Here is a 15,472-nt window from a genome sequence, read left to right as displayed (position 1 = left end):
AAGGCGAGGCCGAAGCCTCGCCTCAATGCCTCGCCTCGCGCCTCACTCACAGACGCGGGTGGGTCGATAGCCGACGACGACGCCATATTCGTCGAACACCGGGCGACGCTCGCGCCAGCAGCGATAGGGCGGCGGCGCTTCATAGACCGGGGCCGGATAATAGGCCGGCGCGCCATAATAGGGCGGGGGCGGCGCAACCGGACGCGCTGCGCCGCCGGCGAGCGCGCCGAGCGCGAAGCCGCCGATGCCCGCGGCGATGGCCGCGCCCGGATCGCCCGCAGCGGCCGGCGCGGCCGTCACGATCGGCGCGACGCCGAGGCCGAGCGCGACGAGCGCGCCCGCGATTTTTCGTGCCGAAATCTCCCTCATGACTCTCTCCATCACCCTCCGGGGCGGCGCTCGGACGGCCTGTCCCCGAGTCGCGCCACCAGCCGCGCGCCGAGCGCGTCGATGAAAGCCAGAAAACGTAAATGAACGGCGAAAACGTGGCCGTTCTCGGCGCGCTTTTCTAATTTTCGACGGATGATGCATTCACGCCACAGCGTCGCGGCGCGGCTGCTCCGGAATGGGAAAACGCAGCACGATTCGCGTGCCCTTGCGGCGAATGGCCGGACTCTGCGCGACGATAGAGCCGCCCATCGCCTCGACGAGGCCGCGGCAGATGGAGAGGCCGAGACCCGTGCCGGCCTTGCGGCCGTCGACGCGCCCGCCGCGATAGAATTTCTCGAAAATGCGGTCGAGATCGGCCGCCTTCACGCCCGGCCCTTCGTCGGTCACGGTGAGCAGCAGCTCGTCGCCGTCGCGGCGGGCGTAGACCGAGGCCTGGCCGCCGCCGTATTTATGCGCATTGTCCAGCAGGTTGAACACGATCTGCCCCAGCAGGCCGGCGTCGCCGCGAATCGCCGGCAGATCGGGCGCGAGGCTCGCCGAAACCTTCAGCTGCGGAAACTCCTTACGGCTGCGCTCCATCGCGGAGCGCACGGCGTCGCCGACATCGACGAGCTCGCGGCGCGGCGCAAGGGCGCCCGATTCGATGCGCGACATATCGAGCAGATTGACGACGAAGCGCGACAGACGCGCCGCCTCCTCCTCTATGGACACGAGCAGATCGAGCCGATCCGTGTCCGCGAGCCGATCGCCGAGCTGGCGCAGGCTGGTGACGGCGCCGGTGATGGAGGCGAGCGGCGTGCGCAGATCATGTGAGAGCGAGGCCAGCAGCGTGGTGCGCAGCTTCTCATTCTCCTCGAGCGCGGCGGCGCGCACGGATTCCCCGACCAGCAGCGCGCGATCGACGGCGATGGCGGTCTGCTCGAGAATCGCCGTCAGCATGCGCTCATTCTGCGCCGAGGGCGTCTCTTGCGCATTCTTCGGCTCGAGGCCGATCACCGCCACGACGCCGCGCGTCGTCGCCAGCGGACGAAAGGCGAAACGAATGTTCGGCAGCGTGCCGCTGCGCAATCCCGCCGGCTCGGCGCGCTCATAGGCCCAGCGCGCGGCGCCCGCCTCCTTGGCGTCCAATTGGTCGATCGGCGGCCAGGCGGCGGCGATCGTCAGCTCGCCGTCGTCCGGCGCGAGAAGCACGGCGCTCTTTGCATCGAGCGCCTTTTGCGCATGCATGGCGGCGGCCCACATCACCTCGTCGAGCGAGGCCGCGCTCGACAATTTGCGCGAGAATTCGAACAGCGATTGCGCCGCCTCCGCCCGCGCGCGCATGGCGCGCGATTGCTCGCGCACGCGGCCGGCGAGCGTGCCCGTCACTATGGCGACGAAAGTATAGACGAGCAGCGACAAAAACTCGTGCGCCTGCGAGACGGTGAGCTCATAGCGCGGATCGACGAAAAAGAAATCGAACGCGAAGAAGGAGAGAATTGACGCCGCGACCGCCGACCACACGCCGGCGGCGAGCGCGCAGAACACGACGGAGGCGAGAAAGATCATCCCGAGATTGGGAAGATGCAGCCATACGTCGAGCGGCCACGCGACGAATGTGGCGAAAGCGACGGAGGCGAGCGTCGCGCCGACGCCGCGCCAGAACTCGCCATTGACGGAAAGCGCCTTGCGCGGCCGCGGCTCCTCCTCGGCTTTCGCGCGGCTCTCGGTAATGACCTGCACGGCGATGTCGTCCGAGCGCCGCACGATCTCGTCGGTCAGCGATTTGCGCCACAGCCGCGCCAGCAGACCGGCGCGCGAGCGGCCGACGACGATCTGCGTGATGTTCTCGCGCCGTGCGAATCTCAGCGCCTCGCCGGCGAGATCATGGCCAAAGACGCGCTCCACCGTCGCGCCGAGACGCTCGGCCAATCGCAGCGCCTCGTCGACGCGCCGCGCGCGCTCGGCGTCCTGCTCCTCTTCTCCTGCGCGCTCCAGATGCAGCGCGATCCAAGGCGCATTGAGCCCGGTCGCGAGGCGCGCGCCGGCGCGCACGACGAATTCCGACAGACGATCGGAGCCGACGCAGACGAGCAGCCGCTCCGATGTCGCCCATGGCCCTTCGATCGCGTTCTGCCGCAGATAATCGACCATCTGGTCGTCGACGCGCTCCGCCGTGCGACGCAGCGCCAGCTCTCGCAACGCCGTGAGATTGCGCGGCGTGAAGAAATTCTGCACGGCGCGGCGCGCCATGTCGGGCACATAGACCTTGCCCTCTCGCAAGCGCTGCAGCAGCTCGTCCGGCGTCACATCGACGAGCACGACATCGGCGGCGTCCTGCAGCACGCGATCGGGAACCGTCTCGCGCACGGCGACGCCGGCGATGCGCGAGACGACGTCGGCGAGACTCTCGAGATGCTGAATATTGAGCGCGGTCCACACATCGACGCCGCTGTCGAGCAGCTCCTCGACATCCTGCCAGCGCTTCGGGTGACGGCTGTCCGGCGCATTGGTGTGCGCGAGCTCGTCGACGACGATGAGCGCGGGATGACGCGCGAGCGCGGCGTCGACATCGAACTCCTCGAGCGTGCGGCCGCGATATTCGATCTTGCGGCGCGGCAGAATCTCGAGGCCTTCCGTCAGCGCCTCCGTCTCGCGGCGCCCATGCGTCTCGACGAGGCCGATGACGACATCGACGCCATCGGTCTTCAAGGCGCGAGCGCGGGCGAGCATTGCGTAAGTCTTGCCGACGCCCGGCGCCGCGCCGAGAAAGACGCGCAGCTTGCCGCGCTTCTCGCGATCGGCGAGCGCGAGCAGCGCGTCCGGGTCCGGCCGACGTTCGAATTCGCTCCCCGTCTCCGCCATTGTCCTTTAGCTCTCGCGCACGCTGCGTCACGACAAAATGCGGGAGGCGCGCCGCACGCGCAAGCGCGGACGCGACGAAATCTCGCGCTCACGCCCGATCTTTACGAGGCCCTTATGCGTCTCCCACAAATCGCGAATGGCTTCCTTACGGCGAGGAGACGCATCGTGCCGCCGTCCGAGCTTGCAAAGGAGACGAGGCATGTTTCAGATCATCAGCACGGCGATCGCCGGCTCTGCGCTCACTGTCGCCTATGCCGCGGCCTGGCGCATCTATCGAAGCGCCTGGGACCGCAAGACGACGCTCGCGCTCGCCCCGAGACTCGCGCAATGCCCCACGACCCGTGCAGGGGCGCTCGTCCTGCTGCTGCGCCGCCGCCGTCTGATGAAGGCCCGCCACGCCGGCCCGCGCGGCAGAGATCTCGCAAAGGCATGATATCGCAGAGCGCAGGCGCCGCGATGCGCCGCCCTCTTCCGTCCGGAGGCGCGAGGCCCTATTGAAGGGCCGACGTCAATTATCCGGATCACAGGATGAATGTTCTCCTCATCGGCTCCGGCGGCCGCGAGCATGCGATCGCCCGGGCGTTCTCGAAAAGCGCGCTTCTCTCTCGGCTCTACGCCGCGCCGGGCAATCCGGGCGTCGCAGAAATAGCGGAGCTCGCGCCTCTCGATGTTTCGGATCACGCCGCCGTCGCGGCCTTCTGCGCGCAAAAAAGGATAGAGCTCGTCGTCGTCGGGCCGGAGCAGCCGCTCGTCGAAGGACTCGCCGACTTCTTGCGCGCAAAGGGAGTCGCGGTCTTCGGCCCGTCCAAGGCCGCGGCTCAGCTCGAAGGCTCGAAGGGATTCGTCAAGGATCTCTGCCGCGCCAACGCCATTCCCACCGCCGATTATCAGCGCTTCGACGATGAGGAGAAAGCGCTCGCCTATTTGCGCGCGAAGGGCGCGCCCATCGTGGTGAAGGCCGACGGCCTCGCCGCCGGCAAAGGCGTCGTCGTCGCCGAGACTCTCGAAGAGGCCGAGGCGGCGGTCACGGCCATGTTTTCCGGCGCCTTCGGCAAATCGGGCGCGGAAGTCGTCATAGAGGAGAAGCTCGAGGGCGAGGAGGCCTCCTTCTTCGTGATCTGCGACGGAGAGCGCGCGCTGCCTTTCACATCCGCGCAGGATCACAAGCGCGTCGGCGACGGCGACACGGGGCCGAACACGGGCGGAATGGGCGCCTATTCTCCGGCGCCCGCCTTCACGCCGCAGATAGAGGCGCGCGTGATGCGCGAGATCGTCGCGCCGACTCTGCGCGCCATGCGCGAGATGGGCGCGCCGTTTCAAGGCGTGCTCTTCGTCGGGTTGATGCTGACGAAGGACGGGCCGAAGCTCATCGAGTTCAATGTGCGCTTCGGCGATCCCGAGACGCAGGCGATTCTGCCGCGCCTCGAGGATGATCTGCTGGAGCTGATGCGCGCCGCCGCCATAGGCGCGCTGTCGGAGAAGCCGCTGCGCTTCTCGCGGAGGACCGCGCTCACCGTGGTGCTGGCGGCGAAAGGCTATCCGGGAACGCCGCTGACGGGCGCGATCATAAAAGGGCTCGCGCGCGCCGGCGAGATCGACGGCGTCTTCGTCACCCATGCGGGCACGCGGCGCGAGGGCGACGCGCTCGTCGCCGCCGGCGGACGCGTGCTCAATGTCACCGCGCTCGGCGACACGGCGCAGGCGGCGCAGACACTCGCCTATCGCGGCGTCGACGCGATCGACTGGCCGGAGGGCTTTTGCCGCCGCGACATAGGCTGGCGCGCGATCGCGCGCGAAACATGAAACGCGAGAGGAGGAGGCCGCATGGACAAGATCGCGCCCAATCTCACCGGCGTGCCGGAAACCATGTTGTGGACGCTGCACAATCGCGCCGGCGAGGCGTTGCGGCCAAACGGATTGCTGCATGATCCGCGGCTCGTCGAAATCTATCGCGCGCTCGACTATGATTATGAGGCGAGCTTCGGCAAGCCGCAGCCCTCGCACGCCAATCGCGCTGTCGTCTTCGACAATGCGCTGCGCGCCTTTTTGGCGGCGCATCCAGACGGCGTGATCGTCAATCTCGGCGAAGGCCTGGAGACCCATAGATTCCGCGTGGCCGACACGGGCGAGGCGCTGTGGATCACCGTCGATCTGCCGGAATCGATCGCCATACGCGAGCGCTTCATAGAGCCCGACGAGCGCCATCGCCATGTGGCGCTGAGCGCGCTCGACCGCCGCTGGTTCGAGGAGGTTCCGCGAGAGCGCCCCGTCTTCGTCACGGCGCAAGGGCTGTTCATGTATCTTCCGCCGGAGGAAACAGCGTCGCTGCTGCGCGACATGGCGCAGCGCTTTCCGAAGGCGAGCCTCTTGTTCGACCATGTGCCGCGCTGGCTTTCGAAAGAGACGCTGAAGGGCCGCAAGCTGACGCCGAATTTCACCATCCCGCCCATGCCCTGGGGCATAGACCGCAGCGAGATCGCGCCCACATTGCGAAGCTGGGCGGCGATCGAGACGGTGGATCACTTCGACTACAGATTGTATCGTGGATGGCGCGCGCTGCTGTTCGGAGGGCTTTTGCGCCTCGCCTTTTTCCGCGAGCGCATGCCCGCGATCACGCGCGCGACCTTCGCCTGACGCGCGCTTCGCGGCGGGCGAAGGCTTGACAGTGGCGAGCGACTGCCGATTATGCCGCAATGATGAAGCAAAGGCGGCGATTCAGCGAATGGCGGCTCCCGATTCTCGGGCGCGTCGCGGTCCTATTGGCCGTGCTGCTCGCTCTCGTGACGAGCGCCGCGCCGGGCGTCGCCCAACGCGCAGCGCATGCCGACGAGGCGTCGCTCACCGCCGCGACGCAAGAAATCTGCGAGCTCTCTCATCACGCTTCCGGCCACGGCGAGGAGCACGCCGGCGCGAGCTGCTGCTGCCTGCAAATCACGGCGCGGCGCGACGCGACAGTCTTCGTCGCAATTCTGCTCGGATTCGTGCAATTCCCCGCGCCCGACGCACCGTCCTTCGCGGCGCGTTCCCACACGTCGCATCGCGCCGGCGTCGCTTTGCCGACCACGCCGTGGCTTTCGCGGGCGCCGCCCTCCTTCTCCTGATTGGTCCGCTGCGGCTCTGCCGCCACGCCCTTTAGACCCGCGCGCGCTCGCCGCCGCGCCAGGAGACAATCCGTCATGACCAGAAGCATTCTCTCGCGCGGCGTTTCCGCCGGCGCGCTCATCATCGCGTCTCTTTCCTCCGCAATGGCGCAGGAGGCGCTTCCCTCCATCGACGTCGCCGGCGAGGGCGTCCCGCGCAATGCGGGACAAAATGCCGCTGCGCCGGGATTTTCTCCCGAGAAAAAGGCGCTGCCCGTCTATCGCGATCCGACAGGACAGACCTTCACCACGGTGAAGCGCGAGGACTTCAGGACCTCGCCGCTCGTCACCATCGGCGATCTCGTCGAATACAGCCCCGGCGTCTCCTTCAAGCAGGGCAATGGTCCGCGTGACATGACGCTCTCCATCCGCGGCTCCGGCGCGCGCGTCGGCGGCGCCATGCGCAATATCGTGCTGCTGGAGGACGGCTTCACCATGACGCAGCCGGACGGATTCTCGCGCACCGATTCCACCGATCCGCACGCCTATGCCGGCGTCGACGTCTATCGCGGCCCCTCCTCCGCTCTGTTCGGCAATTGGGCGAATGGCGGCGCCATTAACTTCCGCACCCGCACCGGCGCGGAGATCGACGGCGTGGAGACCGGACATGAGGCCGGCAGCTTCGGCTATCTCACCAATTACACCGCCATCGGCAAGAAATACGGCGATTTCGACATCGCCCTCTTCGCCAGCGACGCGCGCGGCGAAGGCTCCACAACCCATACGGATTTCAACACGCAGACGGTGAATTTGAAGGCGAGCTACGAGGCGACGCCGACCGATCGCTTCACCTTCAAATGGGTCCATAATCAGCTCTACGGCAATGTGCCGGCGCGCATGTCGCTCAATCAGTTCTACTTCAATCCCTATCAGCGCGGCTGTTACGGCCTTCCGACTCCGGCGAACGCGATCAGCCGCAGCCTCTGCGGACAGACCGCCGTCTTCCTCAACGGAACCAATGGCGCGACGGCGCAGGTCTCCGCGCTGCAATCGGGCTGGCATCGCAATGACCGGCGCGACATGCTGGGCCTGCGCTGGGAGCACGACATAGACGCGCAGACCGTGCTGCGCACGCAGTTCATCTATGACGACAAGGATTTCTATCAGCCGATCGACACGCCGGTCACTTATGGCGACGCGCCCTCGATCAACATTTCGACCGATCTCACCCATCACAGCGCGCTGCAGGGCCAGCAGCTCACGAGCAATTTCGGCGTCTGGTACAATCGCACGCGCTTCACCACCTATTCGCAAAATCTGCTCGGCTGGGGCAATGGCGATCTCGGGCCATTGCTCACCAATAAGCAGGAGATCATGCATTCCAATCTCGGCGCGCGCTTCCGCGAGGAGCTGGAGCTCGCGCCGGATGTGACCGGCGTGATCGCGCTCGCGAGCGAGATGAGCAAGGTCGCCGCGCTTTCCTCTTCCGTCTCCTATCCCTCCGGCGCGCTGACCGCCGTTCCGGCCAATCGCACCTATTGGAATTTCGCGCCGGAAGCCTCGGTGACATGGCGGCCCGATCGCGAGTGGAAATTCTACGCGCGCGCCTCGAGCGGCTATGGAACGCCGCAATATGGCTTCCTCTTCGTCAATCAGCAGGGGCTCGACGGCAATAACACCGGCCTCAAATCGCAGCGCAACTCGGGCTTCGACGCCGGCTTCGACTGGACGCCGACGGAGACGTTGAAAGTCACGCTCAACGGCTTCTACGAATGGTATCAGAACGAGATGCTGACGCAGTCGCCGGGCAACGGCCTCAAGAACTACACCTATAATGCGCCGGGCTCGGCGCATCGCGGCGCGGAGTTCCTGCTCGACTGGCGGCCTTTCGACGGATGGCGGCTGCTCGCCAATTATTCCTACAATAATCAGATCTTCACGAGCTTCACCGAGCAGCGCGGGCCGAGCTCTTACTTCAACCGCGCGGGCTATAAAATCCCCGGTGTCGCTCCGCATGAGCTGACGACGCGCATCGGCTACGATATTCCGCAAGGCGACTTCAAAGGCGTCGGCGCCTATTTGGAATATGTGCTGAAGAGCTCCTATTTCATCGACAATGGCAATCAGCTCACCATACCGGGCTATGGCCTCGTCAATCTCAACCTGCATTACGATCGCGACGTCTCGATCGGCTTTCTGAAGAACATCACCGCCTTCGTGGAGGTGCGCAATGTGTTCGACAGAACCTATGTCGCATCGGCGACGGTGATCTCCAACTCGCTCACTTCGGGATTTCAAAATCCCGGCTTCGTGCTCGCGCAAAATTCGACCGGCTCGATCTATGCGGGCCAGCCGCGCGCGATACAGGGCGGCGTGAAGTTCAAATTCTGAAAGAACGCGGCGGGAGAGGCGCGACCGCGCCACTCCCCTGCCCGCTTCTCAGCCGTTCGGCGTGCGGCCGGCGGCGAAGATCATGCAGGTCGTCGTCGCATGGGCGAGCAGGCGCTCGCGCGAGTCGAAGAGCCGCGCCTCCGCCGTGGCGATGCTGCGGCCTTGGTGCAGCACCTTTCCCTCGGCGCGAATCTCGGCGTCGGCCGTCACGGCGCGGGTGAAATTCACCTTCAGCTCCAGCGTCGTGTAGAGCTGGCCCGGCGGCAGCAGCGTATGCACGGCGCAGCTCATGGCGGAATCGAGCAGCGCGGAGATATAGCCTCCGTGAACCGTTCCGAGCGGATTATAATGCCGCTCATCCGGCGCCGCCGCGAAGACGACGCGCCCGCTCTCGATCTCGACCGGACGGAAAGCGAAAAGCAGCATGATCGGCGGCACGGGCAAGGAACCTTCGCCCATGGCTCTCACCACTTCCAGCCCACTCATCGAGCCCAGGCGCTCCAGCGGCAAGGCTCCCGCGACATGGGTCTGCGTTTCCTCGGACATGAGGCGATCTCCTCTGGCCTTTCGAAACTGCGGCATATATTTAGTTTCGTCAAGATACTAAATAAACGGCGAAGCGATGCGAAACGATCAATTCCCCTCCCAGACCTGCTCCGTGGCGCGCGCGCTGGAAATCGTCGGCGAATGGTGGACGCTGCTGATCATCCGCGAGGCGTTTTTCGGCGTGCGCCGTTTCAGCGAGTTCGAGCGCAATCTCGGCGTCGCCAAAAATGTGCTGAGCGACCGGCTGTCCAAGCTGGTCGCCTGCGGCGTGATGGAGCGCATCGACGTGCCGGGGCGCGGCAATCCGCGCGACTATCGCCTGACCGAGAAGGGCCGCGATCTGTTCCCGGTTCTGGTGGCGCTTATGCAATGGGGCGACCGCTGGGCGGCGCCGGCCGGACCGCCGCTGCGCCTGCTGGAACGGGAGACCGGCGCGGAGATCGCCGCTCTGCGCGTGACTGGCGCGAGCGGCGCCGCTCTGGCGCCCCGGGAGGCGCAGGTCGTCCCCGGCCCCGGCGCCGATGAGAAGGTGCGCCGCCGCTTTCCGCCGGCTTCGGAAATACTCCCGAGATGACGCGCGCCGCCGCGCCCGCTATTCTCGCTGCGGCGCAACCAACGCCCCCGTTCGAGCGGCGGAGCCGGCTCGAACGGGGGTTGAACCTGCCGCCGATTTCGTGTGAATGCTCTCTCGTCTCTTGTGGATCGCCGGTTCGATGACGCGCAGCTTTTTCATCGTCGCGCCCGGCGTCGCCGGAACATCTCGCGGAACGGAGGCGGGCGGCGCGTCCATCCTCGCAAAATCGCGCCTTTCAGGCGCAAAAGCGAAGCTCTCGCCGTCGTTTTTCCGCAATGCGGCGTTCGAATGTCGCTTCTGACATGAGCTTGAGAGCGGACCCGGCCGAACGTCTGACAACGCCGCCCGCGAGCGAGGCGCCTGCGAAGCGCCGGCTCGCGCCCATCATCCTGTCCGCGCTCATCCATATTCTCGTCCTGGCGGCCTTTCTGCTCGAGCAATTGCTGCTGTCGAGCCAGAGCCCGACCACAGAGCAGGAAATTCCGCTGGAGGTCGTCGCCGAGGCGCCGCAGCCTCCGCCGCCGCAAGAACCGCCGCCGCCGGAACCCGAGAAGGAGGAGCCGAAGCCGGAGGAGAAGCAGAAGCAAAAGCCGCCGCCGCCGCAAAAGCTCGTCGACGACGAAAAGCCGGCCTTCGACGCGCCGCGCGCGCCGAACCAGGAGAAGGCCGATCGCGACGCGCCGGATCAGGAGACCAAATCCGCCCGCCGCGAGCCGCCGAACGAGCAGCGCGCCGCCAAGCCCGCGCAGGAAAAATCCGCCGATCCGCAAAAGCAGCAGGCGGTCAAGGCCGAGCCCGCGCCGGCCGCCCCCAAGGCGGAGGAGGACAAGGCCGACGCCGAGATCGTCGAGCAGGCGGAGCCGCAAAAGGAAGCGCGCATCGACGACAAGCAGGGCGAGGTCGAGATCAAGGCCTCGCCGGAGCCCAAGCCGAAATCCATCGCCGATCAGCTCGCCTCGCTGGAGCCGCTGCCGGACTTCAAGCTCTCCGGCTCCTCTAAGCCCGCGCCGGTCAGCGGCGGCACGGCGAAGACCACCTATCTCTCCGTGCTCTTCGGCCTCATCATGCGGCATATGAATGTGCCTCCGTCGCTGCGCAACAAGACGACGCCCAATCACGGCGTCGTCGTGTTCTTCATCGACGAGGGCGGGCATCTCACTCATCAGGCGGTCTATCGCTCGAGCGGCTTCGCCGAGCTGGACAACGCCGCCCTCGCCGCCGTGCGACGCGCCGCGCCTTTCCCAGCGCCGCCCTATGGCCATCCGCGCGGCATTCAATTCCACTTCGATCCGAAATGAGGGCGTTTTGAGCGTGATGTCGGCGCCCGCGCGTGATGCGGCAGTAGAGGGCGCGCTGCTGCGCGTCACGGGACTTTCGAAATCCTATCTCGGACCGCAGGGTCCTCTGCCCGTGCTGCGCGGCGTCGACCTCGCGCTCGCCGCCGGCGAGAGCCTCGCGCTGATGGGCGAGTCGGGCAGCGGCAAGAGCACGCTGCTGCATCTCGTCGCCGGTCTCGACCATGCCGACGGCGGCGCCATTCACATCGACGATGCGGAAGTGACGAAGCTCGACGACGAAGGCCGCGCGGCGCTGCGTCGCAAGACGCTCGGCGTCGTGTTTCAGCAGTTCAATCTCGTGCCGAGCCTCACCGTCGGCGATAATCTCTCTCTGCAGGCGCGGCTCGCCGGGCGCTACGATCGCGATTGGCGCGACGCGCTCGCCGAGCGCCTCGGCCTCGCCGCCCTGCTCGATCGCTATCCCGAGCAATTGTCGGGCGGGCAGCAGCAGCGCGTCGCCGTCGGCCGCGCGCTGGCGCCGCGTCCGCGCCTCTTGCTCGCCGACGAGCCGACCGGCAATCTGGACGAAGCCACCGGCGACACGGTGCTCGATCTTCTGCTCGAGCTTTCCGCCACGGCGGGCGCGGCGGTGCTGATGGTCACGCATAGCGCGCGGCTCGCGGCGCGGCTCGATCGCCGCGCCACGCTCGCAGGCGGAAGGCTGGCGCCGTGAGGCAATTCTTCTACGCGCTCGCCACGCTCGCCAGCCATTGGCGGCGACGCCCCGGCCAATTCGCCGCGCTCTTCGTCGGCCTCGCCGTGGCGACGGCGCTGTGGAGCGGCGTCGCGGCGCTGAACGATCAAGCGCGCCGCAGCTATGATCGCGCGGCCGGCGCGCTCGGCCTCGGCGGCGCGCCGAGCCTGGTTGCGGCGAGCGGCGGATTTTTCGCGCAGGATGTTTTCATCGCTCTGCGGCGCGCCGGCTGGAAGGCGTCTCCCCTTCTCGAGGGAACGATCCGCCTCGGCGACAAATCCATTCGCCTGCTGGGCGTCGAGCCGCTGACGCTGCCGAAAATCTCCAGCGACAAGCTGCCGGCGGGCGAGGATCTGAATGACTTCCTCGGCCCGCCCGGCCGCGCGCTGATCGCGCCGCAGACATTGCGCGCGCTCGGCCTCGTCGAAGGCGCGACGCCGACGATCGGTGAAGCCGATCGGCTACCGCCGCTCGCCATCGCCAAAGATCTCGCGCCGGGGATGATCGTCGTCGACATCGGCGTCGCGCAAAACCTGCTGCATCGGCCGGGGCGGCTGTCGCGCCTGCTGCTCGCCGAGGAGCCCGCGGCGAACGCGCCGCCGCTCGAATCCATCATTGACGAGCCTCTTCGCCGCGTGGAGGCGGATGAGGCGCCGGAACTCGCCAAGCTCACCGAGAGCTTTCATCTCAATCTCACCGCCTTCGGCCTTTTGGCCTATGTGGTGGGCCTGTTCATCGCGCATGCGTCTTTCGGCCTCGCCTTCGAGCAGCGCCTGCCGATCATCCGCACGCTGCGCGCCATCGGCGCCTCCTTGCGCGCGCTCACATTGGCGCTGGTCGCGGAGCTGACGCTGCTCGCCCTGCTCGCCGGCGCTGCGGGAATGGCCGGCGGCTATCTCATCGCCGCCGCGCTGCTGCCCAACATGGCCGCCAGCCTCGAGGGACTCTATGGGGCCGAGCTCGACGGCGCGCTCGGCCTCGCGCCCTCCTGGTGGCTCTCCGGCGTCGGCATGGCGCTGCTCGGCGCCGCCATCGCGGCGGCGAGCGGGCTGGTCAAGACTCTGCGCCTGCCGGTGCTCGCCATTGCGCAACCTTTCGCCTGGCGCGAGGCGCAGCGACATTGGCTCTATCGCCAATCCGCGCTCGCCATTGTCGCGCTCATAGGCGCGGCGGCGGCGCTGCTCTTGGGCGAGGGAATGGAGGCAGGCTTCGCCTCCATGGCCGGGCTGCTGCTGGGCGCCGCGCTCGCATTGCCGCTGCCGCTCGCCGCAATGCTGCGGCTCGGCGAAAGACGCGCGCAGGGACCGCTCGCAAAATGGTTCTTCGCCGATGCGCTGCAGCAGCTTCCCGGCCTCTCGCTGGCGCTGATGGCGCTGCTGCTCGCGCTCTCCACCAATATAGGCGTCGGCTCCATGGTGGAGGGATTCCGCCGCACATTCGTGCAATGGCTCGACCAGCGCCTCGTCGCGGAAATCTATTTCGAGGCCGCGAGCGACGCGCAAGCGCGCCGTATCGAGACATGGCTCGCCGCCCGTAAGGACGTCGCCGCCGTCCTGCCGCTGTGCAAGGCGAAGACGACTCTTCGCTCCACTCCCGCCGGAGGCTCTTCGTCCGCCGGAAGCTCTTGGCCCGTCGAGATCGTCGGCGCGCCGCCGCACGAAACCTTCAGCGCGCATTTTCCGCTGCTCGAAGCGCGCGCCGACGCTTGGGGCCGCGTCGCGCGCGGCGATTCCGCGCTCGTCAGCGAGCAGCTCGCGCGGCGCCTTCGCCTCGCGCTCGGCTCGACCTTGGAGATACCGACGCCGACCGGCGATTGGCGCGTCGAGATCGTCGGAATCTATCCCGATTACGGCGCCGCCAAAGGCCAGCTCCGCGTCGATCACGATTCGCTCTCGTCGCGCTGGCCGGATGCGCGCCGGCTCGACTATATGCTGCGCGCGCGCTCCGAGACTGCGCCGGAAATCATGCTGGCGCTGCAAACGGAATTCGGCGCCGGCGTCGCGCGCATCATCGATCAGGCGGCGCTGAAGCAGCGTTCGACCGACATATTCGAGCGCACATTCGCCGTCACCGCCGCGCTCGACGCGCTGACGCTCGTCGTCTCGGCGATCGCGCTTTTCGCCAGCCTCACCACGCTCGCCGCGGCGCGCGTCCCGCAGCTCGCGCCGCTGTGGGCGGCAGGCGTCTCGCGGCGCAGCCTCGCTCTGCTGGAGCTCGCGCGCGTCACGCTGTTCGCGGCGGCGACGGCGCTCGTCTCCGTGCCGCTCGGCCTCGCTCTCGCTTATGATCTCATCGCCATCGTCAATGTGCGCGCCTTCGGCTGGCGCCTGCCCTTTCACATTTTTCCATCGCAATGGCTTGAGGTCTTCGCGCTGGCGTTGCTCACCGCCGCGCTGGCCGCACTCTTGCCCATTCGCCGTCTCGCGCGCATCGCGCCGGCGTCGCTGCTCGCGGTCTTCGCCAATGAACGCTGAAGCGCTGCGCGCCCTTTTCCTCGCGCTGTCGCTCTGCGCCACTGCGCCGGCGCGCGCCGCCGGCTTCGCAGGCCTCGGCGACGACGCGCAGGGCTTCGCCGAGCCGCAAAAGGGCCATACGCTCGTCTTTCCGCGCGATCATGGCGCGCATCCCGCGTTTCGCATCGAATGGTGGTATCTCACCGCCAATCTGACGGATGAGAGCGGCAAAGCCTATGGCGCGCAATGGACCTTGTTCCGGCACGCGCGCGCACCGCATGACGGCGAAGGCTGGGACAGTCCGCAAGCTTTCGTCGCGCACGCCGCCGTGACCACGGATGCGCTGCATCTCTTCGCCGAAACGCGCGCGCGCGGCGGCGTCGGACAGGCGAGCGTCGAAGCGGCGCCATTCCGCGCCTTTATCGACAATTGGTCCTTTTCCGCGCGGGAGCCCAATCTCTCCGGCGGAACAATCTCCGCCATCGCGCCGCGCTTTCGCTACACGCTCGCGCTCACCGCCGAAAAGCCGCTCGCTCTGCATGGCGAAGCGGGCTTCAGCCGCAAATCGGAGAGCGGACAGGCTTCATATTATTACAGCCAGCCCTTCTTCACCGTCGAAGGCGCGCTCGCCATAGACGGCGCCGAGCGCAAGGTGAAGGGCCGCGCCTGGATGGATCACGAATGGAGCAGCCGCCCGCTCGCAGCGGATCAGAAAGGCTGGGACTGGTTCTCGCTGCATCTCGACGGCGGCGGCGAGCTGATGCTCTTTCGTCTGCGCAGCGACAAGACGCTTCCCTTCGTCTCGGGAAGCTTCATCACGGCCGATGGCGCGACGCGCGCGCTCACGCGTGACGATATTTTCCTCGAGCCGCTGGAGCAGGGCCTCGTCGCCGGCCGCCTGCTGCCGCTGCGCTGGCGCCTGCGCGTGGCGAGCCTGCATCTCGACATAGAGACGAAGCCCCTCAATTCGCAGAGCTTCATGGGCGTCGGCGTCGGATATTTCGAAGGGCCGATCACCTTCGCCGGCGCGCAGAGCGGAGTCGGCTATCTCGAGATGACGGGATACTGACGCTTCGGACTCGTTTCGGCGCCAAAGCTTGATCCGAATGTCATCGGCTCTATCCATACTGGGATGCTTTCTTCTGACGCAACGCTCGCGCTGG

Annotated in this window: 13 protein-coding genes; 10 read left to right on the top strand and 3 right to left on the bottom strand. The window is 67.0% G+C overall.

Going from position 1 to position 15,472, the window contains the following annotated elements; genetic code table 11:
* Positions 1 to 42 precede the first annotated feature (42 nt).
* Together K369_RS22310 and K369_RS22305 are read right to left on the bottom strand one after the other, a co-directional pair.
* Entirely contained in the window at positions 43 to 369 is a 327-nt protein-coding gene (locus K369_RS22310; protein ID WP_245278269.1) for a hypothetical protein, read from the bottom strand.
* Positions 370 to 531: 162 nt separating this feature from the next.
* The gene (locus tag K369_RS22305; RefSeq protein ID WP_036294377.1) at positions 532 to 3,234 is read right to left on the bottom strand and encodes a sensor histidine kinase KdpD; all 2,703 of its coding nucleotides are present in this window, start codon (positions 3,232 to 3,234) and stop codon (positions 532 to 534) included.
* A 199-nt stretch (positions 3,235 to 3,433) separates the two neighbouring features.
* On the opposite strand from K369_RS22305, the gene K369_RS22300 reads away from it, so the two are divergent.
* The 5 genes from K369_RS22300 (at position 3,434) to K369_RS22280 (ending at position 8,705) form a co-directional block, all read left to right on the top strand.
* The gene (locus K369_RS22300; protein WP_036294373.1) at positions 3,434 to 3,667 is read left to right on the top strand and encodes a hypothetical protein; all 234 of its coding nucleotides are present in this window, start codon (positions 3,434 to 3,436) and stop codon (positions 3,665 to 3,667) included.
* A 95-nt stretch (positions 3,668 to 3,762) separates the two neighbouring features.
* Entirely contained in the window at positions 3,763 to 5,037 is a 1,275-nt protein-coding gene (purD, locus tag K369_RS22295) for a phosphoribosylamine--glycine ligase (protein ID WP_036294372.1), read from the top strand.
* 21 nt (positions 5,038 to 5,058) lie between these two features.
* A complete protein-coding gene (locus K369_RS22290; protein ID WP_036294369.1) occupies positions 5,059 to 5,868 on the top strand; it encodes a class I SAM-dependent methyltransferase in 810 nt (269 codons plus the stop codon).
* Between the two features lie 59 nt (positions 5,869 to 5,927).
* The gene (locus K369_RS22285) at positions 5,928 to 6,335 is read left to right on the top strand and encodes a hypothetical protein (protein ID WP_036294366.1); all 408 of its coding nucleotides are present in this window, start codon (positions 5,928 to 5,930) and stop codon (positions 6,333 to 6,335) included.
* Between the two features lie 75 nt (positions 6,336 to 6,410).
* Complete coding sequence (locus tag K369_RS22280; RefSeq protein WP_036294363.1) at positions 6,411 to 8,705, top strand: TonB-dependent receptor; 2,295 nt, start codon at positions 6,411 to 6,413, stop codon at positions 8,703 to 8,705.
* 48 nt (positions 8,706 to 8,753) lie between these two features.
* Here the strand turns inward: K369_RS22280 and K369_RS22275 are convergent, their stop codons facing one another.
* Positions 8,754 to 9,251 carry a PaaI family thioesterase gene (locus tag K369_RS22275; RefSeq protein ID WP_036294361.1) on the bottom strand — a complete coding sequence of 166 codons (498 nt, stop codon included), beginning with the start codon at positions 9,249 to 9,251 and terminating at the stop codon, positions 8,754 to 8,756.
* A gap of 76 nt (positions 9,252 to 9,327) precedes the next feature.
* Between K369_RS22275 and K369_RS22270 the strand changes: the two genes are divergently transcribed.
* From K369_RS22270 to K369_RS22245, 5 genes are all read left to right on the top strand, one after another.
* Entirely contained in the window at positions 9,328 to 9,825 is a 498-nt protein-coding gene (locus K369_RS22270) for a helix-turn-helix domain-containing protein (RefSeq protein WP_036294358.1), read from the top strand.
* Positions 9,826 to 10,127: 302 nt separating this feature from the next.
* Positions 10,128 to 11,123 (top strand): TonB family protein, encoded by a 996-nt coding sequence (locus K369_RS22260; protein WP_036294351.1) that lies wholly within the window; start codon positions 10,128 to 10,130, stop codon positions 11,121 to 11,123.
* A gap of 16 nt (positions 11,124 to 11,139) precedes the next feature.
* Complete coding sequence (locus K369_RS22255) at positions 11,140 to 11,835, top strand: ABC transporter ATP-binding protein (protein ID WP_084570779.1); 696 nt, start codon at positions 11,140 to 11,142, stop codon at positions 11,833 to 11,835.
* Positions 11,832 to 14,330: an ABC transporter permease gene (locus K369_RS22250; RefSeq protein ID WP_036294348.1), complete on the top strand. Its 2,499-nt coding sequence runs from the start codon at positions 11,832 to 11,834 to the stop codon at positions 14,328 to 14,330. Before K369_RS22255 ends, K369_RS22250 begins: the two co-directional genes overlap by 4 nt.
* A complete protein-coding gene (locus tag K369_RS22245; protein ID WP_036294345.1) occupies positions 14,320 to 15,378 on the top strand; it encodes a lipocalin-like domain-containing protein in 1,059 nt (352 codons plus the stop codon). Before K369_RS22250 ends, K369_RS22245 begins: the two co-directional genes overlap by 11 nt.
* Positions 15,379 to 15,472 lie beyond the last annotated feature (94 nt).

This window comes from Methylosinus sp. PW1 (assembly GCF_000745215.1).
Classification (GTDB): domain Bacteria; phylum Pseudomonadota; class Alphaproteobacteria; order Rhizobiales; family Beijerinckiaceae; genus Methylosinus.
This window is presented reverse-complemented; position numbering and strand designations above follow the sequence as displayed.